The organism is Guyparkeria sp. SCN-R1 (assembly GCF_003932495.1).
Lineage (GTDB): Bacteria > Pseudomonadota > Gammaproteobacteria > Halothiobacillales > Halothiobacillaceae > Guyparkeria.
The window spans coordinates 47,597-67,971 of record NZ_QZMT01000012.1; the positions used below are offsets into that span (position 1 = coordinate 47,597).

Annotated in this window: 19 protein-coding genes; 8 read left to right on the forward strand and 11 right to left on the reverse strand. The window is 66.2% G+C overall.

The window, feature by feature from the left end:
- Nucleotides 1–55: 55 nt before the first annotated feature.
- On the forward strand, nt 56–517 hold the full coding sequence (locus D5687_RS07900) for a YcgN family cysteine cluster protein (protein ID WP_125199231.1): 462 nt from the start codon (nt 56–58) through the stop codon (nt 515–517).
- On the opposite strand, the gene D5687_RS07905 is transcribed toward D5687_RS07900, so the two are convergent.
- The 3 genes from D5687_RS07905 to nth all read right to left on the reverse strand — a co-directional run bounded on the left by D5687_RS07905 (nt 514) and on the right by nth (nt 4,057).
- Nucleotides 514–2,835, reverse strand: a complete 2,322-nt coding sequence (locus tag D5687_RS07905; RefSeq protein WP_125199232.1) for a heavy metal translocating P-type ATPase — start codon at nt 2,833–2,835, stop codon at nt 514–516. The two genes, D5687_RS07900 and D5687_RS07905, sit on opposite strands and share 4 nt — an antisense overlap.
- 101 nt (nt 2,836–2,936) lie before the next feature.
- The gene (locus D5687_RS07910; protein ID WP_125199233.1) at nt 2,937–3,368 is read right to left on the reverse strand and encodes a DUF1841 family protein; all 432 of its coding nucleotides are present in this window, start codon (nt 3,366–3,368) and stop codon (nt 2,937–2,939) included.
- A gap of 5 nt (nt 3,369–3,373) precedes the next feature.
- Complete coding sequence (gene nth, locus D5687_RS07915; protein ID WP_125199258.1) at nt 3,374–4,057, reverse strand: endonuclease III; 684 nt, start codon at nt 4,055–4,057, stop codon at nt 3,374–3,376.
- Nucleotides 4,058–4,183: 126 nt separating this feature from the next.
- Here nth and D5687_RS07920 point away from each other — a divergent pair, with 126 nt between their 5' ends.
- The gene (locus D5687_RS07920; protein ID WP_125199234.1) at nt 4,184–4,726 is read left to right on the forward strand and encodes a hypothetical protein; all 543 of its coding nucleotides are present in this window, start codon (nt 4,184–4,186) and stop codon (nt 4,724–4,726) included.
- An 11-nt stretch (nt 4,727–4,737) separates the two neighbouring features.
- Nucleotides 4,738–5,334: a cob(I)yrinic acid a,c-diamide adenosyltransferase gene (locus tag D5687_RS07925; RefSeq protein WP_125199235.1), complete on the forward strand. Its 597-nt coding sequence runs from the start codon at nt 4,738–4,740 to the stop codon at nt 5,332–5,334.
- Here D5687_RS07925 and D5687_RS07930 read toward each other — a convergent pair.
- Nucleotides 5,304–6,680, reverse strand: a complete 1,377-nt coding sequence (locus tag D5687_RS07930) for a YihY/virulence factor BrkB family protein (protein WP_125199236.1) — start codon at nt 6,678–6,680, stop codon at nt 5,304–5,306. The genes D5687_RS07925 and D5687_RS07930 overlap by 31 nt on opposite strands.
- 232 nt (nt 6,681–6,912) lie before the next feature.
- Between D5687_RS07930 and thiD the strand changes: the two genes are divergently transcribed.
- From thiD to D5687_RS07945, 3 genes are read left to right on the forward strand one after another with little or no spacing between them, the layout of a single operon-like run.
- Complete coding sequence (gene thiD / locus D5687_RS07935) at nt 6,913–7,773, forward strand: bifunctional hydroxymethylpyrimidine kinase/phosphomethylpyrimidine kinase (RefSeq protein ID WP_125199237.1); 861 nt, start codon at nt 6,913–6,915, stop codon at nt 7,771–7,773.
- 20 nt (nt 7,774–7,793) lie between these two features.
- Entirely contained in the window at nt 7,794–8,141 is a 348-nt protein-coding gene (locus D5687_RS07940) for a YqcC family protein (protein ID WP_204742169.1), read from the forward strand.
- A gap of 32 nt (nt 8,142–8,173) precedes the next feature.
- Nucleotides 8,174–9,376 (forward strand): O-succinylhomoserine sulfhydrylase, encoded by a 1,203-nt coding sequence (locus D5687_RS07945; RefSeq protein WP_125199238.1) that lies wholly within the window; start codon nt 8,174–8,176, stop codon nt 9,374–9,376.
- A gap of 19 nt (nt 9,377–9,395) precedes the next feature.
- Here D5687_RS07945 and D5687_RS07950 read toward each other — a convergent pair whose 3' ends face one another.
- Complete coding sequence (locus tag D5687_RS07950) at nt 9,396–10,277, reverse strand: hypothetical protein (RefSeq protein WP_125199239.1); 882 nt, start codon at nt 10,275–10,277, stop codon at nt 9,396–9,398.
- Nucleotides 10,278–10,585: 308 nt separating this feature from the next.
- Between D5687_RS07950 and gltX the strand changes: the two genes are divergently transcribed.
- Complete coding sequence (gene gltX / locus D5687_RS07955; RefSeq protein ID WP_125199240.1) at nt 10,586–11,989, forward strand: glutamate--tRNA ligase; 1,404 nt, start codon at nt 10,586–10,588, stop codon at nt 11,987–11,989.
- A 1-nt stretch (nt 11,990) separates the two neighbouring features.
- On the forward strand, nt 11,991–14,162 hold the full coding sequence (locus D5687_RS07960; RefSeq protein WP_125199241.1) for a hypothetical protein: 2,172 nt from the start codon (nt 11,991–11,993) through the stop codon (nt 14,160–14,162).
- Between the two features lie 133 nt (nt 14,163–14,295).
- Here the strand turns inward: D5687_RS07960 and D5687_RS07965 are convergent, their stop codons facing one another.
- Genes D5687_RS07965 through D5687_RS07990 form a run of 6 tightly spaced genes read right to left on the reverse strand, consistent with a single transcriptional unit; the run spans nt 14,296 to nt 20,326 of the window.
- Nucleotides 14,296–14,646 (reverse strand): Na+/H+ antiporter subunit G, encoded by a 351-nt coding sequence (locus tag D5687_RS07965; RefSeq protein ID WP_125199242.1) that lies wholly within the window; start codon nt 14,644–14,646, stop codon nt 14,296–14,298.
- Nucleotides 14,647–14,659: 13 nt separating this feature from the next.
- Complete coding sequence (locus D5687_RS07970; RefSeq protein WP_125199243.1) at nt 14,660–14,929, reverse strand: K+/H+ antiporter subunit F; 270 nt, start codon at nt 14,927–14,929, stop codon at nt 14,660–14,662.
- Entirely contained in the window at nt 14,926–15,462 is a 537-nt protein-coding gene (locus D5687_RS07975) for a Na+/H+ antiporter subunit E (protein ID WP_125199244.1), read from the reverse strand. The genes D5687_RS07970 and D5687_RS07975 overlap by 4 nt, the downstream gene beginning before the upstream one ends.
- The gene (locus D5687_RS07980) at nt 15,463–17,082 is read right to left on the reverse strand and encodes a monovalent cation/H+ antiporter subunit D (RefSeq protein ID WP_125199245.1); all 1,620 of its coding nucleotides are present in this window, start codon (nt 17,080–17,082) and stop codon (nt 15,463–15,465) included.
- Nucleotides 17,079–17,450, reverse strand: a complete 372-nt coding sequence (locus D5687_RS07985) for a Na+/H+ antiporter subunit C (RefSeq protein ID WP_125199246.1) — start codon at nt 17,448–17,450, stop codon at nt 17,079–17,081. The genes D5687_RS07980 and D5687_RS07985 overlap by 4 nt, the downstream gene beginning before the upstream one ends.
- Entirely contained in the window at nt 17,447–20,326 is a 2,880-nt protein-coding gene (locus tag D5687_RS07990) for a monovalent cation/H+ antiporter subunit A (RefSeq protein WP_125199247.1), read from the reverse strand. The genes D5687_RS07985 and D5687_RS07990 overlap by 4 nt, the downstream gene beginning before the upstream one ends.
- Between the last annotated feature and the right edge of the window lie 49 nt (nt 20,327–20,375).

Genomic DNA, 20,375 nt, shown 5'->3' on the forward strand with positions numbered 1-20,375 from the left:
ATTTCCGCCCCATACTCACCCCTCGATGCCCACCACTATTCCCCGACCCTAGCCGATGAGCGACCAGCTGCCATTCTGGCGCGAGAAGCGCCTGACCGAGATGACACCGTCCGAGTGGGAATCCCTTTGCGACGGCTGTGCCAAGTGCTGTCTCGAGAAGGTGGAAGACGAGGGCGGCGACGTCTACTACACGGACGTGGCCTGCCACCTGCTGGACGCCGGTACCTGCCAGTGCACGGACTACCTCAATCGCCAGACCCGCGTGCCCGGTTGCGTCTGGCTGCGCCCCGAGGACGTCGAGGAATTCGATTGGCTGCCGCCCACCTGCGCCTACCGGCGCATCGCGGAGGGGCGTGACCTGCCGCCCTGGCACCCGCTGCTCACCGGTGATCCCGCCAGCACCATGAAAAGCGGTTACTCGGTCGCCGGGCGGGCCGTGATCGCCGAGAACGCGGACCGTGACTCGATCGACTGGGAGGCCCACGTGGTCGACTGGCCGCTCGAAGAGAGTGACTAGTCCAGCTTGATCACCCGCAACCGCAGGGCGTTGCCGATCACGCTCACCGACGAAAACGACATCGCGGCCGCGGCGATGATCGGCGAGAGCAGCACGCCGAAGACCGGGTAGAGCAGGCCGGCGGCGATCGGGATGCCGGCCGTGTTGTAGGCGAAGGCGAAGAATAGGTTCTGGCGGATGTTGCGCATGGTCGCCTTCGACAGCCGGTGCGCCTGTACCAGCCCGTCGAGATCGCCGCGCAGCAACGTGATCCCGGCGCTCTCGATGGCCACGTCCGTGCCGCTGCCCATGGCGATGCCGACGTCGGCGGCGGCCAGGGCGGGGGCATCGTTCACCCCGTCGCCGGCCATCGCAACGACCCGCCCTTCCGAGCGCATCCGTTCGACCACTTCGCTCTTGCCCTCCGGCAGGACATTGGCGCGCACCTGGTCGATGTCGAGTTGTCGGGCGACGGCGCGGGCGGTCTCCTCGGAATCGCCGGTGAGCATGACCACCTCGAGTCCGGCCCGCTGCAGACGGTGAACGGCATCGGCGGTCGACTCGCGGATCGGGTCGGCGATCGCCAGCAGCCCGGCGGGCTGACCGTCGACGGCCACGCTGATCACGGTCGCGCCCTCATGGCGCCACGACGTCGCCGACCCCTCCAGCGTTTTCGTGTCGATGTCGTGGCCCTCCATGAGGGTCCGGTTGCCGACCAGCACCGTTTTCCCGTCCACGCGGCCGGTAACCCCCTTGCCGTTCTCGGCATCGAAGTCGGAGGCCTCGGGCAGGTCGAGCCCGCGTTCGCGAGCCTCGGCGACGATCGCCTCGGCCAGGGGATGCTCGCTGCCTTGTTCGAGCCCCGCGACCAGGCGCAGCAGCTCGTCCTCCCCCAGCTCGCCGGTAGCCTGGATGCGGGTCACGCGCGGGCGGCCTTCGGTGAGCGTGCCGGTCTTGTCGATCACCACCGTGTCGACCTGTTCGAGGCGTTGCAGGGATTCGGCATCACGGATCAACACCCCGGCGCGCGCACCGCGACCGACACCGACCATGATCGACATCGGGGTGGCGAGCCCCAGCGCGCAGGGGCAGGCGATGATCAGCACGCTGACCGCCGCGATCAGGGCGTAGGCCATGGGTGGCTCGGGACCGACCACCGACCAGATGACGAAGGCAACCACCGCCGCGGCGATGACGCTGGGCACGAACCAGGCAGCCACGCGGTCAGCCAGCCCCTGGATGGGCGCGCGACTGCGTTGGGCCTTGGCCACCATCTGCACGATGCGCGAGAGCATCGTGTCGCGCCCGACCTTGTCGGCACGCATCACGAAGCTGCCCTGGCCATTGATGCTGCCGCCGATGACGGTGTCGCCTGCCTTGCGGGTCACCGCCATCGGCTCGCCGGTGATCATCGACTCGTCGATATTGGAGCGACCCTCGAGGATCTCGCCGTCCAGCGGCACGCGATCGCCGGGGCGCACCCGCAGGTGATCGCCGATCTCGACCTCGTCGAGCGACACGTCCTCCTCGCCACTGTCGGTGATGCGCCGGGCGGTGGTCGGGGCCAGGTCGAGCAGGGCGCGAATGGCCCCGGAGGTCTTCTCGCGGGCGCGCAGTTCGAGGACCTGGCCCAGCAGGACCAGTACCGTGATCATCGCCGCGGCCTCGAAATAGACTGCGACCGAGCCGTCGGACTGGCGGAAGGCATCCGGGAAGATGCCGGGCGCGGCCGTGGCGACCAGGCTATAGGCCCACGCCACGCCGGTGCCCAGCGCGATCAGGGTGAACATGTTGAGCTGGCGGTCGACCACCGATCGCCAGCCGCGCACGAAGAACGGTTTGCCGGCCCACAGGACCACCGGGGTGGCCAGCAGCAACTGGAGCCAGTGGTTCACCTGCGGGGCGATCCAGCGATCGATGCCGAGGAAGTGGCCACCCATGGCCATGAGGAACAGCGGCAGGGTCAGCAGCGCGCCGATCCAGAACCGCCGGGTCATGTCGATCAGTTCCGGGTTGGGGCCATCGTCGCGGCTGACGGTCTCCGGTTCCAGTGCCATGCCGCAGATCGGACAGCTCCCCGGGCCCTGCTGACGGATCTCGGGGTGCATCGGGCAGGTGTAGATGGCCTCCGGGTCCTCGGCGGCCGAATCGTCCGATGGGTCATCGCCGGACAGGTAGCGCTCGGGGTCGTCCTCGAAGCGCTCCCGGCAGTGGGCCGAGCAGAAGTGGAAGGTCTCGCCGTGATACTCGCTGCGATGCTCGCTCGTCGCCGGATCGACCTGCATGCCACAGACCGGGTCGGTGACGGGCTCGTGGCGTTGGTTTGTCGACTCGCTCATCGGGGCCTACCTCGAATGGATGGGAGACGGCTGTCTCGTTCGAGCCTAGACCCTCAATCTATTTCATGCACGGGCAGACGCAGTCACCCGCGTGCACGGGGTCAGCGCTTGAGCTTGTCCCTGAGGCATTCCATGAGCTTGGCCTCGTCCGGCGGGCCGCCGTTCTGCTGGGCCTGCCAGAGCGCCTCGCCGAGGCAGTCGATCATCTCGTGCTCGGCCTCGAGCGGATCGGCCTTCTTCAGGGACAGCTCCGAATGCACCGAGCGGATGCCGGCCGGGCGGTCGGTCTGCACCATCTCGCGCAGGGAGAGGTGCATGCTCATGTGCAGGAACGGGTTGGTCACGCCCATCTCCGGCGGCCAGTCGGCCTCCAAGGCGAACTCGGGCTGGTCGAGCAGCGAGTGGTACTCGGGATGATCGCGGATCACCTCGAAGATCATCTGCTCGATCGGCGCCAGGGGCTTTTTCTGCTTGCCCTTGGTCCAGGCATCGATGAAGGGCTGGCGCATACGGCGGCGGTCACTGGAGTACATGGCAGTCAGGCCTCGGTGGGTTCGGTAGCGTAGCGGGCGATCAGTTCGGGGCTGCATTCCTCGGTCTTGTCGCGGAAATCGCACAAGTCACAGACGATACAGGCCCCGCAGTCGGGGCGGCGCGCCTTGCAGACGTAGCGGCCATGCAGGATCAGCCAGTGGTGGGCATCAAGCTGGTATTCCTTCGGGATGACCTTGAGGAGTCGGTCCTCGACGGCGCGCACGGTCTTGCCCTTGGCCAGGCCGGTGCGGTTGGCGACGCGAAAGATGTGGGTATCGACCGCCATGGTCGGCTGGCGGAAGACGGTGTTGAGCACCACGTTGGCGGTCTTGCGGCCCACGCCGGGCAGTGCCTCGAGTGCCTCGCGATCATCGGGCACCTCGCCACCGTGCTTGTCGATCAGCTGTTGGCAAAGGGCGTAGACGTTCCTGGCCTTGGTCTTGTACAGGCCGATGGTGCGAATCGCGTCGGTGAGTTCATCGAGACCCAGGTCGAGAATCGCCTGTGGCGTGTCGGCGCGTTGGAATAGTGGCCGGGTCGCCTTGTTCACGCCGGCGTCGGTCGCCTGGGCGGACAGCACCACGGCAACCAGCAGTTCGAAGGGCGAGCGGTACTCGAGTTCGGTGGTCGGCTCGGGTCGCTGGCGCTGGAAACGGGCGAACATCTCGCGGCGGGTGCGGGGATTCATGACGGTCCGGTCACTCGCAAATCGGGTGGTGGGCTGCATGATAAACTCCGCGCCCTTGTCCGGGGAATGCCTGCAGACATCCCTCAGAAGAACTGCTAGACGGACACGCATTCGGGAGAGTCGATCGTGAACAAGCCATTGGGAATCGTTGGGGCAACCTGGGGCGTACTGGGTCTGTGCGCGCTGCTGCTCTGGGCGATCTACCGCCTGTCCTTCTACGCCATCGAGGCCTGGGCCGAACCCTGGGCCTGGTGGCACTGGGTGTTCTTTGCCGGCTGGATGGTGTTCATGATCTACAGCGAAGGCTACAAGGGATTCCAGAAGGGATTCTCGCCGCGGGTGGTCGCCCGGGCCGTTCACCTGTCGCACCACCCGGTCGCCTGGCATGTGCTGCTCGCTCCGCTTTACTGCATGGGCTACATCCACGCAACGAAGAAGCGACGCATCGTGGCCCTGTCGGTGACCGCCGGCGTGGTCATGCTGGTGCTGCTGGTCAGCCTGCTCCCCCAGCCGTGGCACGGGATCGTGGATATGGGTGTCGTCGCCGGGCTTGGCTACGGGGTGATCGCGATTCTCGCCTTTGCCCTCAAGGTTTTCGTGGGCCGGCCGCTCGATTGGCCCACGGACGTGCCGGGTGACGAGCACCGCAGTGAGCCCCAGGCGGGATAAGGCGGATCGGGATGACGAGATCGGACGACGAGCGTAATCGACTCTCGCGGGTGGTCACCCGCACTGGCGATCAGGGGCAGACGGGGCTGGCCGATGGCAGTCGCCTGTCGAAGGACACCGCTACCATCGAACTGCTGGGTGAACTCGACGAGCTCAATGCCCGCCTGGGAAGCCTGAGCGTTTCGCTGACCGACGAGCCCGACAGGCTGGCGTTCGTCCGCGAGCAGCAGCAGGCGGTCTTTGACCTGGGCGGATTTGTCGCGATGGGGGGGATGGCCGCGTCGAGCCAGTTGCCGTCACTCGAACGCCTGGATGCCTGGATCGAGGCGGCCAATCGCGACCTGACGCCGCTCAAGGAATTCATCCTGCCGGGCGGCACCGAGGCCATGGCGCGGGCGCACCTGGTTCGCACGGCGACCCGCCGTGTCGAGCGTCTGGCCTGGTCCTGGTGCCAAGAAGGTAAGCAGGAAGGTGATCAGGCCGACGAACGTGCCCTGTTGGCCACCTACCTGAACCGGCTGTCGGATGCCTGGTTCGTGTTCGCCCGGCTGCTCGATCGTGACGGTCAGCACACGGTCTACTGGCGTGGTGCGGCCGCCTCGGACTGAGTTGTATCGTCCGCGCGGTTGGATGCCGGCTCGGCGGGGCCCATTGTCGTTTCACCCATGTCCTCGTCCCATTGCCGGCGGTGCTCGGCAAACCGCCCCAGTGCCGGGATGGCCTCGATCAATGCCGGAGGCAACTCGGGCGACTTGCCTTCAATCGCCCGTTCTACCGCCGCCAGCGTGATGCGCTCGCCCGGCCGGGCGGGCAGGAAGCAAGTCGTGTCGGCCGGCTCGGTGATGCGCAGCAGGTTGGCTTCCACCAGCTTTTCCAGCAACGGGTCGATCCAGACCTGGGCGAGCTCCCGGTAGTGCTCGATACGCCCCGCGAGCTGATCCCGGTCCGGGGGCAGCTTGCCGTCCTCGAAGCGACGCTCGATGTCGTCGAGCACCACGATCGCCGCCGCCAGTCGCGTCCCCGGGTGCACCGGCACGGGCTTTCCGAGCGTCAATCGATCGCTGTGCTGCCAGGCATAGCTGATGCCCGCGCCCACCAGCACGATCATCCAGGCAATCTGCAACCAGATCAGGAACAACACCAGTGAGGCGAAAGCTGAATACACGGCGGTGTAGCTGGTCGATCCGGCAATCAGTCCGCCGAACAACAACCCCAGCAGGTTCCAGAGAATCGCGGCTACCAACCCGCCGACCAACGCCGAGCTGGGCCGCACCCTGGTATTGGGGATGAACAGGTAGAGAAAGGCGAATGCGGCGGTCCAGACGGCTAGCGGGACGAGATAGCCCAGCCACTTGAGCAAGGTGGCCAGCACCGACAGCTCGGCAAACTCGCGAACGCCGGGGGCGGCAAGCAGGGTGGCGGTGAGGCTGCCGGCGGCGATCACCAGCACCGGGCCGACCATGAGCACCGACAGGTAATTGGCGAAACGTGCCGACATCGAGCGCAACTGATGCACGTTCCAGATGCGGTTGAAGACCCGTTCGATCTTCTGCATCAGGGCGATGACCGTGAAGAAGAGCAGGGCGATGCCGACCGCACCCAGGACACCAACCCGGATATTGTCGACGAAATCGAGCAGGCGCAGCGTCAGTTCGTCGGCGGCGTCGCCCAGCGGCGCCATTATCGAGAGCAGGAACGGCTCGATGACTGAGGCCGAGCCGAAGGCCTTGAGCACCGAGAACGCCACCGCCAACAATGGCACCATCGAGAGCAGCGTCGTGTAGGACAGGCTCATCGCGTTGAGCTGTAGGTCGCCGCGTGACGCCGAGGACAGCACGCTCAGCATGGCGCGGGTAAGTCGCTGGGCCGTGCGGCCGAGTCGGGTGGCCGGGCGGTGATGCCAGATCCAGCGTTTGGCCGAGTCGAACCATTGGCGGGGCGTGAAGGGGATCATCAATCAGCCGGGTCCTTTTCGTGGCTTGGTGGAGCGGTTCGTGGTCGGGCGGACGTCACAACGGCACGGGCCCTGTCACGGCAAGCCCCGTTGTCGCCTGAACGCGCCGGGACGGTCGGCATGGCGTGCCGGATCAATGCTTGTGGCACTTGCTGCGTTATCATGCTTGGCCCGGCGCCTTCATGACGCCGCTGCCGCCACGGCCTTACCGTTCGAGGGAGCTTAGCACCAGATGGAAACCACACCGACGCTCACCGACGCCCCCGAGGTCCCGGTCGTCCTGGCCATTGCCGGACACGACCCCAGTGGTGGAGCCGGCATCCATGCCGATATCGAGGCGATCGTCAGCCAGGGCGTGCATCCGGCCACGGCGATCACCGCGTTGACCGTGCAGGATACGGTCAACGTGCATGGTTTCGTGCCCAGCGACCCGAAGCTCGTGATCGACCAGTCGCTGGCGGTTCTCAAGGACATGCCGGTCGGCGCGATCAAGATCGGCATGCTCGGCACCGTCGAACTGGTCGAGGCCGTCGCCTCGGTGCTGGCGCGCTACCCGGATATCCCCGTGGTGCTCGACCCGGTGCTGGTCGCCGGCGGGGGCGGGTCGCTCGCCGAGAATGCCGTGGCCGCGGCGATCGTCGAGCACCTGTTCCCGCGAGCGACCATTGTGACACCCAACGCCCACGAGGCGCGGGTACTGGCGCCGGATGCGACTGACCGGGACCAGCGCGGCCAGATGCTCTCGGCCCTTGGGGCGGAGTACGTCCTGCTCAAGGGCGGTGACGAGCCGGGCGAGAAGGTGGAGAACTGGCTATACGGCGTCGAGCCGCCGCGGCGATTCGTCTACGAGCGACTGGCGGGCCAGTTCCACGGCTCGGGCTGCACGCTGTCCTCGGCGATCGCCGGGCTGATCGCCCAGGGCAGTGACCCGGTCAACGCCGTCCACGAAGGACTCGAATACACCCACCAGACCCTGATGCATGCGGCGGCCATCGGCCGCGGCCAGCTGATCCCCCACCGGCTGTTCTGGGCCGACGATGAGGGTGGGACGGACATGAATGACGAACCGCCCGGCTCATCGCGGGTGCACTGAACGCTGACGAAGAGGGTTTGATGGAGAACGTTCGCCCCAGCACCGACATGATGCTGCGCCAACTCGACCAGATCGCCCACGAGCTTCAACAGGCCGGGCTCTGGTCGGATCAGCGACCCAGCGAGCAGGCGCTGGCCAGTCCTCATCCGTTCTGCTTCGACACCCTGGCGTTCGAGGAGTGGCTGCAGTGGAAATTCCTGCCGCAGATGAGTGACCTGCTCGAGCGGTTCGGCACGCCACCGGAAAACTGCTCGATGGCGCCGTTGGCCGAGCACCAGTTTGCCGAACTCGAGGAAGACACGGACCGCCTGCTGGCGGCGATCGCCGAGTTCGACAACATCGCTTGGCATTTCTTCAACGCCCGCTGATGGCGGGCAAGATCGACAAGACCGGATATCCCATGACCGATTCGCACCGCCCCGATCCCCACTGGTCGCTCGCGACCCAGGCCATCCGCGTCGGTCACCATCCGACACCGGAGCGCGAGCACGGCGAGCCGATCTTCACCACATCGAGTTTTACGTTCGAGTCGGCCGAGCAGGCCGCGGCGCGCTTCGCCGGCGACGAGCCGGGCAACATCTACGCCCGCTTCACCAACCCCACCACGCGCATTTTCGAGGAGCGCCTGGCGGTGATGGAAGGCGGTGAGGATTGTGTTGCCACTGCCTCGGGCATGGCCGCGATCCTGACCACCTTCATGGCCCTGTGCGAGGCCGGTGACGAGGTGGTGATCGCCCGCCAGGTCTTCGGCACCACCAAGGTGCTGTTCGACAAGTACCTGGCCAAGTTCGGCCTGGTGGTGCACTGGGTGGACCTGACCGACGGGTCGCAGTGGGAGGCCGCCGTCAACGAGCACACCCGCCTGTTGTTCATCGAGACACCGTCCAACCCGCTCACCGAGGTGGCCGACATCCGGTGGCTGGCCGATCTCGCCCACCGGTTCGATGCCGCACTGGTGGTGGACAACTGCTTCTGCACCCCGGCCCTGCAACGCCCGCTGAGCCTCGGCGCGGACATCGTCATCCACTCGGCGACCAAGTTCCTCGACGGGCAGGGGCGCGCAATCGGCGGGGCCGTGGTGGGTGATGCCGAACGGGTCGGCAAGGAAGTACGTGGCTTTCTGCGTACCTGCGGGCCAACCATGGCGCCGTTCAACGCCTGGATCTTCGCCAAGGGCCTGGAGACACTGAACCTGCGCATGGAGGCCCATAGCCGCCATGCGCGCGAGGTGGCCGACTGGCTGGTTGCCCACGAGCGGGTCGCCAAGGTGCATTTCCCGGGGCTTGCCGATCACCCGCAGGCGAAGATCATCGCCGCCCAGCAAACCGGTCCTGGGGCAATCGTCTCGTTCGTGGTCGAGGGCGGGCGCGAGAAGGCCTGGGAGGTGATCAACCGTACCCGCATGCTTTCGATCACCGCGAACCTCGGTGACACCAAGACCACCATCACCCATCCGGCGAGCACCACGCACGGTCGATTGAGCCCCGAGGCACGCGCCGAGGCGGGGATCGACGAGGGATTGGTTCGCCTGTCGGTGGGGCTCGAGGATCCGCAGGACATTATCGCCGACCTGGCGCGCGGGCTGGGCGACGCCATCGATTGATTACCGGCGCTTCCGCGTTCTACTGCACCTGCACCAGGTCGCCGCGTTCGACCGAACCAGTTCCCTGATAGCGAACCGTGGCGTCGTTCTCGCCCAGGAAGGTGACCCGGGCCTCCCCCAGGTTTATCGGTTCGCGAACCGGTCCGGCAGTGATTTCCATGACAGGGCGAGTCAAGAGATTGACGCCGAGCGAGTCGGTCGGCACCCCCGGTTCGATGACGATCAAGCGATCGCTGGCGGCCAGACCGTCGGCGCGGCCGAGATCGATCCGCAGATCGGTGCCGCCGCCGCGACTTTCGGTGGACAGCACCCGGCCGACCAGGGGCCGGCATTCCAGCGTGTCGAGGACGTTCTGTGCGACCGTCTCGATCGCGGCATCCAACGACTGACCCCAATCGCTCTCCCAGAAACGCGTCGAGTCCGCCGCGATCTCGGGTGAGAACGGTTTGCCGTTCGCCGTTGATAGATCGATTCTCCAGGCGTCCAGCCGCGCGCCCTGGGCGCCATCGTCCAGGGTGGCGGCCAGCTGTCCGCCCCGGGGCGCGTAGCGATCGGGCAGCAGGACGATCCCCGAGGGACGGCCCTCGGTACCGAGATCGCTCGCCACCAGGCGCAGGAAGTAGGGTGCGCCATGGCGGGAGAACGCGTCCATCGTCGGTTCGAGCCCACGGCTTCGAGTCGGTGAGATGACCTTGACCACCTGGTGTCCACCCTCTGCCAGCCGTCGTTCAAGCCGGTCGGCGATGGCCGCAGGCAGGCCGAGGATGTCGCCGGGTTCATGACCGATCTGCGCCTCGCTGATCACGATGCGATGGGACGCCGTGCACTCCTCGGCCTGCGCCGGCAGGGCGGCCGCCATGGCGAACAGCGACGGCAGCAGGGCGACGACAAACCGTCGCACTATGGGGGTCTTCCGGGTCGGGGAGGCAGTGATGGATTGTGGCATGGTGGCTGGCCTGTCGGCAGATGCGTGATGTGAGCCGGAATCGCGTCGCGTTTGGTGAGGCGTTCTCCGGATCGGTTCTGTCTGTTGAGAGTCGTTTAAAGCAATTGCCGTGCCATTGGCGGTGGTCGGTGAGGGGGAATTGAGTCCCGGCCGTGGTTCAGTCATCGGCTCTCAAACCGCTATACTCCCCAGCCAGTTTTCCTTACTTGTCCCTGTCGAATTATCGGCAGGAGAGGCACCGTCTTGCTCCCAACGAGGTATCGATGACCGTTCGCACCCGTTTCGCCCCGTCGCCGACCGGCTATCTGCACATCGGCGGCGCTCGCACGGCCCTGTTCAGCTACCTGTTCGCCCGCCGCCACGGCGGCGAGTTCGTGCTGCGCGTGGAGGACACTGACCGCGAACGGTCCAATCCCGAATCGGTCAACGCGATTCTCGAGGGCATGACCTGGCTGGGGCTGGACTACGACGAAGGCCCGTTCTACCAGACCGAGCGCATGGACCGTTACCGAGAGGTGATCGATCAGCTGCTCGCCGAGGACAAGGCCTACTACTGCTACGCCACCCGCGAGGAGCTAGACGAGTTGCGCGAGGCGCAGATGAAGCGTGGCGAGAAGCCACGCTACGATCGTCGTTATCGGGATTTCACCGGCACGCCACCGGAAGGCGTCAAGCCGGTGGTGCGTTTCAAGAACCCGCTCGACGGGCTGGTGGTGGTCGAGGATGCCATCCGCGGCCGGGTCACGTTCCGTAACGACGAGCTCGACGACCTGATCATCGCGCGCGGCGACGGCACCCCGACCTACAACCTCACCGTGGTGGTCGACGACATGGACATGCAGATCACGCATGTCGTGCGCGGTGACGATCACCTCAACAACACGCCACGCCAGATCAACCTCTACCGCGCGCTGGGGGTCGAGCCACCGTCATTCGCCCACCTGCCGATGATCCACGGCCCGGACGGGGCGAAGCTCTCCAAGCGCCACGGCGCAGTGAGCGTGGTGCAGTACCGCCACGACGGCTTTCTGCCCGAGGCGCTGCTCAACTACCTGGTGCGTCTGGGCTGGTCGCATGGCGACGAGGAGATCTTCTCGCGCGCCGAGCTGGTCCAGCTGTTCGATCTGGTCGACGTCAATCATTCGGCCTCGAGCATTAACCCGGAAAAACTGCGCTGGCTAAACCAGCACTACATGCGCGAGCTGCCGGTGGCCGACGTGGCCGCCGAGCTGCGCTGGCACCTCGGCCATCTTGGCATTGACCCGGACGAGCAGGGGCCGAAACCGGCGGCGATCGTGCCGGCCTACGTCGATCGGGTGCACACGCTGGTCGAGATGGCCGAGGAGGCCAAGCCGTACTACCAGGATGCCGTCGAACCCGATCCCAAGGCGATGGAAAAGCTGGACGCGTCGGCGGCGATGGTGGTCGACGCGCTCATCGTGGCCCTGGAGGATGATGCCGCCTGGGAAAGCAGCGAGACGCTCGAATCGACGGTCAAGGGCGTGGCAAAGACCCTCGACCTCAAGCTCGGCAAGGTCGGGCCGGTGCTGCGACTGGCCCTGCTGGGACATACGTCCTCGCCGAGTTTCGGGGTGATCCTCGAGCTGATGGGTCGCGTGCGCAGCCATCAGCGTCTCAACGCCTTCCGGGAACGGATCGGCGCTTGATATGAAGATCGGGGCCATGCGACCGGCGTTGCCAATCACGGTCGCGTACCTGCTGCTTGCCTCCCTGTGGATCTGGGTCACCCAGTGGCTGCTTGGACGGCTGGGCGGGGCCCATTGGGAAATCTCCACGGCCGGGCTCGTTTTCGGCGAGATCTTCGTGCTGGTGACCGGGGCGGTGCTCTACGTACTGGTCGACCGCCTGACCGCGGCCCGCCAGGGCGTTGTCGATTTCGGTCACGAGCGGGCCCGTCCCCGCCAGGGCTGGCTTACCGCCATGCTGATCGCGCTGGTGCTGATCGCGGTCATGCAGATATTCATCGCGGCGGTCGCCGCCCGTCAGTACGCCCCCCTGCTGCTGGACAAGGCCCAGCGTGAAGTCGCCAACCTGGCGGCCATTCGCGCCATCGAACTGGACAACTGGGTCGACGAACGTGACCAGCAGGTCGAGGCCGTTGCGCAGCGTCACGACTGGCTCAAGGAATGGGTCGCCAGACTGGATGAAGGCGAGGTCGACGGCTTCCCGGATGACCTGCGGCGGGGAAGTCTAATCGGCCGGTTTCGCTCGATCACCCTTCTGGACCCGGATCGCACCCCGCAGTTACAGACGGGGGCGACCAACGTCGTCCCACCGGACATGCAGCATTTCGACCAGGCGGCCGTCACGGGCGAAGTCCGCACCGTGACGCGTTTCACCCGTGGTCGGGGCGGTGCCGACCTGTTCTGGATTCTGCCGGTCTACGACGATCGCACGGCCGTCAGTCGAGGGCCGTGGTTCCTCATGTTCTGGACCCGGCTGAACACCGAGAGCCTGTTGTCGGATGCCGAGGATGGTGGTCTGCAGGTACGTGCCGGTGAGGGCCTGCGGACCCTGCTGATCAATGCGCCGGCCGACCCCTCCGCCGGCTCGGGTTTCTGGCCCATGCTGGTGCTCGACCCGAGGGACGAGTCCGCGACGGTCAGCGAGACGCCCGCGGCAATCGTCGACCGCCTGAGAACCGGTCTATCGGAAGCCGGGGAGGCGTCGGACTCCGAGGAGGGCGCCGAGGGCGGTAGCGGGGAGGGTGTGACCCGGATCGAGGGCGCCGACCGTGTCTACGCCACCGTCGCAGTCGAGCGACTGTCGTCCCGTCTGCTCGTGCTCCAGGACCGCCGCAAGGTGCTCGCGCCGGTGGATCAACTGGAAAAGTGGCTGAGCCTGACGGCCATGCTGTCGACGCTCGGCCTGTTCGCCGCGCTCTTATTCCTGTGGCGCTTTCTGCGTGCACGCTACGCGGCCCGGAGCGTCAATGTCGTTCGCGAGCGTGACTTCTGGCATCACGCCTGGCTGGACATGCCGGCGCTGGGCCTGATCGAAATCGAGCCACGTCGCTTGCACGTGATTGTCGCCAATCGGCAGGCCGCCGATTGGTTCGGTCAGGCCCGCGAGAACCTGGTGGGCGTACCGTTGTTCGATCTGTTCGAACCCAGCGATCCCGGCTCGCCGCTGGCCGGCGACCCGGAAACCGCCCTGCCGGCGTATTTCGCCCGCGGCGCGGTCGACCGGGTCGCCCTGGAAGGTCGGCTGCCGGGACAAGCAGCGGTTGGACCGATGTGGCTGGAGTTGCGTGTATTGCGTGACGGTGAGGGTGTACCACAGCGAATGATCGGCATGTTGCGCCCGGCGCGGGCGACCGACGACACCGCGCTGCGTGCACAGATCGATCACCTGACGGCCCGTTGCGCCGTCCTGCCGGCCTCCGAGCGCGAAGTGCTGGGCGCGTCACTGGCCGAGCAGCGAACCAGTCCGTTCCTCGACGTCCGCACGATTTCCCTGGTGACCGGTGAGATCCACGATCGGGCGACGCTGATCGCCTATCTTGAAACCCACCTGCCCGAGAGCCTTCGCCATCATCAGGCGTTGCTGCGTCCGCTGGCCGACGAACTGGGCCGGGTGTTGGTCAGTGGTGATGGGCGTTGGATGCACAGTGACGCCGGCGATTCGGCCGAGGTTGATGCCGGCGATGCCGCGATCATCAATGCCGTCGGGCACAGCGTGGTGATGCTGCCCGAACCGGTGGGGGAGGAGGGCGTGGTCGCCGTGCGGCTCTACATCAGCCAGGATCGTTGGGAAATCACGCCCGGCCTGTTCAGGGCAATCGAGCGGCTCCACCAGATCTGCACGGCGGTCGATTGATCCGGCCTGTCGCTCGGTACTGCCCCGGAGCGATAGCCCGCGATACCCTTGAGAGATCACCCCAAACGAAAACGCCCCGTGTCGATTTGATCGGCACGGGGCGTTCGTCGTTCGGGACGAGAGATTTGCGTGGCTATGGGCTGGGCGGCTCGTTGTTTTCCGGTGGCTTGCCGGCCGAGTCATGGCGCGGATTGTCGCCGGACAGTTCGCGGTGCATGCCGGCGCGCGCCATCAACAGGGCGCTGATCGGCGCGGTCAGGAACAGGAAGACCAGGATCAGGATCTCGTGGACCGAGAGGCTGCCGCGGCTGGAGAAGTACACCGCCGAGGCCAGCAGGATGCTGCCCACGCCCAGGGTGGATGCCTTGGTCGGGCCGTGCAGGCGCATGAAGAAGCTCGGCAGCTTGGCCAGGCCCAGCGAGCCCAGCAGCACGAACGCGGCGCCGAACAGGATCAGGAAACTGACGATGAGTTCGAAAAGCATGATGGCCTCCGGGCTATTCGACGATATCGCCGCGAATCAGGTACTTGCTCAAGGCCACCGTCGTGATGAACCCCAGCACGGCGATCAGCAGCGCGGCCTCGAAGTTGATCGAGGTCTCGAACCAGATCCCCAACGCGATCAGCAGCGCGATGCCATTGATCGACATGGTGTCGAGAGCGAGCACGCGGTCGGCCGGGTCCGGTCCCTTGAACAGGCGGTAGGTCGCCAGGCCCATCGCGATGACGATCAGGACCAGGGCAATACCGAGACTGACGTGGATCATGATTCCGTCCCCGGGGTTGATGAGGAACGCGCGGTGCGCTGGTCGGTCTGGCCGAAGATGCGCATCAGACGCGACTCGTAGCGTTGCTTGATCTCGGCGATCTCCTCGGAGAGATCGTCGGCGTGCAGGGCATGCACCCACAGGCGGCTCTGATCGGGGCTGATGCGGCAAGAGACCGTACCCGGCGTCAGCGTAATGGTCGCGGCGAGGATGCTCACCGGCAGCGCCCCCTGCAGGTCGAGTTCCATCTCGAACAGTTGCGAGCGCAACGCGCGGTTGGGGCCGAGTACCTGGCGGGCAACGACGAAATTGGCGCGGATGATGTCGACCACCACGATGCCCAGATAGCCCAGCAGGGCGACGGGGCTTTTCACCCCGGCGCGGATCTCCCAGAAGCGATGCGTAATCCAGGGGATCACCAGGGCGACGATGGCGCCCATCACGATCGAGGCGGGGTGAATGCTGTTGTTGATCACCAGCCAACTGATCAACAGGACCAGGCTGAGCAGCGGTTGAGGCAGGATGCGACGCATTTAGTGTTTACCTCCCTCGTAATCCGGGTAATCCTGGCCGAACTTGCCGGGGGCGGTCTCCGGCAACAGGATGCCGTCAGGCATCACCGCGTCCAGGTAGCCCGATGGCGTCGTGATCTGCACGGCGGTCGTCTCCAGCCACTCCGACAGCGGTTGGGCACCCACGACCATCACGGTAGCGATCGCGAGCGGTGCGATGCTGAGGGCCAGACCCGGCATGGGCGTGCGCGCGTCACGCGGGGTGGAGTGAGCCGGGTGGCCCGGTGTGGCCTGCGACTGGTAGAACAGTCGGCTGCCCGTGCGTGCCAGGGCGATCACCATGATCAGGCCGCTGATCAGTACCACGGCGAAGATCGGTGCCATCAGCGGGCTCTCGACCGCGGCGGCCAGGATCATCACCTTGCCGAAGAAGCCGGTCAGTGGTGGCAGGCCCGCCATGGCGATCGCGTAGGCGAAGAATAGCGATCCCACCAGGACCGCGTGCGGCATGGGCGGCGCGGCCTCGATGCCGTCGCCTGCCTCGGGGCGGTGGCGCATCAGCAGACCGGCCAGCAGGAAGAACCCGGCGCTCAGCACCGTGGTGTGGATCCAGTAGTACAGCGCGCCGCTGATCGCGAGTTCGCGCTCCGAGCCGGTCACCAGGCCCAGGGCGATCAGGATCGTGCCGACCGAGGCGACGATCAGGTAGGCCACCTGGCGGCGGAGAATGCGCCCGGCTACCACGCCCAGTGCCGCGAGCAGCAGGGTGATCAGGCCCAACCACAATAGCCAGGGTGCGATCAGGGCGGTGGTCTCGACCAGCCCGCCGATGGAATTGCCCGAGAGCATCACCGAGTCGACCCGCAGCACCGAGTACAGCCCCACCTTGGTCATGATGGCGAACAGGGCGGCGACCGGGATCGAGGCGTGCCCGTAGGCGCCCGGCAGCCACAGGTAGAGCGGGAAGGCCGCCCCCTTGATCAGGAACACCACGAACAGCAGGAAGATGGCCGTCGTGACGATCGGCACCGCATCCGGGGCGACCTCCGGCAACTTGAGCGAGATGTCGGCGAGGTTGAGGCTACCGACCGTGCCGTACAACGCGCCCACGGCGAACAGGAACAGCGTCGAGCCGATCAGGTTGACCACCACGTAATGGAAACCCGCCCGGGTGCGCTTGCGGCCGTTGCCGTGCAGCAGCAGGCCGTAGGAGGCCAGCAGCAGCACCTCGAAGAAGACGAACAGGTTGAACAGGTCACCGGTAAGAAACGCGCCGTTCAGGCCGAACAATTGCGCCTGGAACAGGGCGTGAAAGTGCGGCCCGGCCGAATCCTCGTCACGGCGCACGGCGTAGAGCAGCGCAAGCATCGCGACGATCGAGGTCAGCACCACCATCAGGCCAGAGAGCCGATCGAATACCAGCACGATGCCGAACGGGGCGGACCATCCGCCCAGTTCGATTACCTGTGCCGTATTGCCGGATCCACCCAGCAGCAGCCCGAGGCTCATCGCCAACAAAGCGGCCACCCCGGCCAGGCTGATCCCGCGTGACAATCCCGGTGCGCGTTGTCCGGTCATCGCGAGGATCGCCGCCAGGGCGACCGGCAGCAGGACCAGCAGGGAAATCAGGTTGTCAGTCATGCGCGCGGCTCCTTGCGGCGATCCATCACCCGGTCGGCCTGCGGGATGTGCGTGCCGTCGACGTGGTCATTGCCGAGCGCGGCGCGCGCCTTGAGTGCCAGCACGATGACGAAGGCGGTCATGGCGAACGCGATCACGATGGCGGTCAGCACCAGCGCCTGGGGCAGGGCGTCGGCCGACTGTTCGGTCGCACCCACCACGGCCGGGGCAGCGGTATGCAGTCGGCCCATGGTGAACAGGAACAGGTTGACCCCGTAGGACATCAGGGTCAGTCCCAGCACCACAGGGAAGGTCTGGGCGCGTAGCACCAGGTACACGCCGGCCCCGGTGAGCACGCCGATCAGCAGGGAAATGGCCAGGTTGGTCATGCGTCTCTCCCCCCGCGGGTCGCGCTGTCCGCTGGGCTTGCCTCGATGGATGCGTAGTCGGGATGCTCGATGGCGTGGTCGGTGAGCCGGCCGAGGTTGAGCAGGATGAGCATGGTCGAGCCGACCACCACCAGGAACACGCCCAGGTCAAAGCCGATCGCCGAGGCGAGGTGGATCTCACCGAGCAGCGACAGGGTGAAGTGCCAGGTGTTCGAGGTGAGGAACGGCACGCCGACAACCATCGCGACCAATCCAGTTCCTAGCGCGATCAGGATCCCGGCACCGATCACCCCATGGATCGGCAGGTGCAGCTTGCGTTCCGTGTTCTCGATGCCGAAGGCCATGTACTGGGCCACCAGCGCACTGGCGACGATCAGCCCGGCGATGAACCCGCCGCCCGGCTCGTTGTGCCCGCGCAGGAACACGTAGATGCCGAACAGCAGGGTCAGCGGCAGGATGATCTGGGCGAAGGTACGCAGCATCAACGGGTGCGGGTCGTCGCTCCAGGCGCGCCCGAACGGATCGCGTCGCGAGGAGGGTAGCGAGAGGTTGTGCAGCATGGCGAAGATGCCCAGCGCGGCCAGCGCCAGCACCGTGATCTCGCCGAAGGTGTCGTAGCCCCGGAAGTCGACCAGGATCACGTTGACCACGTTGGTGCCGCCGCCACCCGGCACGGAATGCTCCAGGAAATAGCCCGAAATGGTCTCGAACGGCCGGCTGATGATTGCGTAGGTCAGCGCCGCGATACCGCCGCCGATCACCGTGGCGATGCCGGCATCACGCCAGCGACGGCTGGGCGACGAAAGCCGGCGACTCTGCTGCGGGAGGTAGAACAGGGCCAGCAGCAGGAGGATCATGGTCACCACCTCGACCGACAACTGCGTCATAGCGAGATCCGGTGCCGAGAAGCGCGCGAAGATCATCGCCACGCCCAGCCCGACCACGCTCATGGTGATCAGCGCGAACAGGCGCTGGCGGTGACCGATCACGGTGACCAGGGTGGCGATGATGATCAGCAACATGCCCAGCCAGGTCACCCAGTCGCCACTGTCCTCGACCGTGCCACGGTCCAGGGCCGCCTGCACACCCGGGAGACCAACGGTCTGGACGTAGCCGACCAGTCCGGCGATCAGCGAGAAGACCAGCGTGAGGACCACGATTCGGCTCAGTCGACCGTTGTCCAGTCCGCCTGTGACGCCCGCTCCGGTGCGCATCAGCAGCTCCATGAGGCGGTTGTAGACCGTGCGCGCGTCAAGATGGGCCAGCGAACGGGCATGCCAGCGGAAGATCGGCGCGCGGTTCAGGTAGAGCAGCAAGCCGCCGATCAGGGCGATCGCGCTCATCAGCAGCGGCAGGTTGAAGCCGTGCCACAGCGACAGGCTGTAGTAGGGCGGCTCGGCCTGCAGCACCCCGGTCACGGCGATGTGCAGCAGCGGGCCGACCACCAGCGCCGGCAGGATGCCCACGGCGAGACACAGCACCACCAGCAGGTCGACCGGGCGCTTCATCATGCCGGGCGGCTCGTGGGGTTTCTTCGGCAGGTCGCCGTCCGGCTTGCCAAAGAAGGTGTCGTGCACGAAGCGCAGGGAGTAGGCCACCGACAACAGGCCACCCAGCGAAACCAGGATCGGCAGCAGCCACACCGGGCCGATGTCGCCAGCGACGCGCACCGACTCGGTGAAGAACATCTCCTTGGAGAGAAAGCCGTTGAACAGCGGTACGCCGGCCATCGCCATCGCGGCGATCATGCCCAGCGCGGCCGTGTGTGGCATGTACTTGACCAGCCCGCCCAGGCGGCGCATGTCGCGGGTGCCGGTCTCGTGGTCGACGATGCCGGCGACCATGAACAGGCTGGCCTTGAAGGTGGCGTGGTTGATGATGTGGAAGATGCCCGCCACGGCGGCCAGCGGCGTGCCGAAGCCGAACAGGAGCGTGATCAACCCTAAGTGACTGATGGTCGAGTAGGCCAGCAGGCCCTTCAGGTCATGGCGGAACAGGGCGGTGTAGGCGCCCAGCAGGAAGGTGATCAGGCCCGCGGTGGAGACGATGATCACCCACAGTTCGGTGCCGGCCAGCGCCGGGAAGAAGCGCGCCAGCAGGAAGATGCCGGCCTTCACCATCGTCGCCGAGTGCAGGTAGGCCGAGACCGGCGTCGGCGCGGCCATGGCGTTGGGCAGCCAGAAGTGGAACGGGAACTGGGCGGACTTGGTGAACACGCCCAGCAGGATCAGGATCAGCGCCGGGGCGTAGAGCTCGTGGTTCTTGATCAGGTCGCCGGAGGCCAGCACATCGGTCAGTTCGTAGGAGCCGACGATGTGGCCGAGGATCAGCACGCCGCCGAGCAGGGCCAGCCCGCCGGCGCCGGTGATCGCCAGCGCGAGACGCGCGCCGTAGCGTGCCTCCTTGCGATGCTGCCAGTAGCTGATCAGCAGAAAGGAGGCCAGCGAGGTCAGCTCCCAGAAGATGACCAGGTTGATCATGTTCTCGGAGAGCACCACGCCCAGCATCGCGCCCATGAACATCATCATGTAGGCGAAGAAGCGCCCCATCGAGTCGTTGGGCGAGAGGTAGTAGCGGGCGTAGATGACGATCAGCAGGCCGATCACCAGGATCAGGCCGGTGAACAGCAGCGACAGGCCGTCGAGGCGGAACCCGAAGGACAGCCCGGCCGCCTCGATCCAGGCATGCGAGGTGGCCACGGGCATCTGACCGATGTGCAGAACGACCAGCCAGGAGAAGATGGCCAGGGCAAGCAGCGTGACGCCACCCGCCACCCAGGCGGCCGCATAACGGTTGAATCGGGCGCTCCAGGCGGCCAACGGGGCGGCCAGGAACGGCAGCAAGACGACTGCGGCCAAGAGTTCGATCGCGTTCACGAACACCGTCCTTATGCGGGTGAAATGGAGCCAGGGGCCTCGATCGCGG

Coding starts and splice junctions, on each gene's coding strand:
- D5687_RS07925 (WP_125199235.1), top strand. CDS start 4,738: ATGACGAGATCGGACGACGAGCGTAATCGACTCTCGCGGGTGGTCACC.
- D5687_RS07975 (WP_125199244.1), bottom strand. CDS start 15,462: ATGCGTCGCATCCTGCCTCAACCGCTGCTCAGCCTGGTCCTGTTGATC.
- nth (WP_125199258.1), bottom strand. CDS start 4,057: ATGAATCCCCGCACCCGCCGCGAGATGTTCGCCCGTTTCCAGCGCCAG.
- thiD (WP_125199237.1), top strand. CDS start 6,913: ATGGAAACCACACCGACGCTCACCGACGCCCCCGAGGTCCCGGTCGTC.
- D5687_RS07900 (WP_125199231.1), top strand. CDS start 56: ATGAGCGACCAGCTGCCATTCTGGCGCGAGAAGCGCCTGACCGAGATG.
- D5687_RS07940 (WP_204742169.1), top strand. CDS start 7,794: ATGGAGAACGTTCGCCCCAGCACCGACATGATGCTGCGCCAACTCGAC.
- D5687_RS07960 (WP_125199241.1), top strand. CDS start 11,991: ATGAAGATCGGGGCCATGCGACCGGCGTTGCCAATCACGGTCGCGTAC.
- D5687_RS07965 (WP_125199242.1), bottom strand. CDS start 14,646: ATGCTTTTCGAACTCATCGTCAGTTTCCTGATCCTGTTCGGCGCCGCG.
- gltX (WP_125199240.1), top strand. CDS start 10,586: ATGACCGTTCGCACCCGTTTCGCCCCGTCGCCGACCGGCTATCTGCAC.
- D5687_RS07930 (WP_125199236.1), bottom strand. CDS start 6,680: ATGATCCCCTTCACGCCCCGCCAATGGTTCGACTCGGCCAAACGCTGG.
- D5687_RS07985 (WP_125199246.1), bottom strand. CDS start 17,450: ATGACCAACCTGGCCATTTCCCTGCTGATCGGCGTGCTCACCGGGGCC.
- D5687_RS07970 (WP_125199243.1), bottom strand. CDS start 14,929: ATGATCCACGTCAGTCTCGGTATTGCCCTGGTCCTGATCGTCATCGCG.
- D5687_RS07905 (WP_125199232.1), bottom strand. CDS start 2,835: ATGAGCGAGTCGACAAACCAACGCCACGAGCCCGTCACCGACCCGGTC.
- D5687_RS07910 (WP_125199233.1), bottom strand. CDS start 3,368: ATGTACTCCAGTGACCGCCGCCGTATGCGCCAGCCCTTCATCGATGCC.
- D5687_RS07980 (WP_125199245.1), bottom strand. CDS start 17,082: ATGACTGACAACCTGATTTCCCTGCTGGTCCTGCTGCCGGTCGCCCTG.
- D5687_RS07945 (WP_125199238.1), top strand. CDS start 8,174: ATGACCGATTCGCACCGCCCCGATCCCCACTGGTCGCTCGCGACCCAG.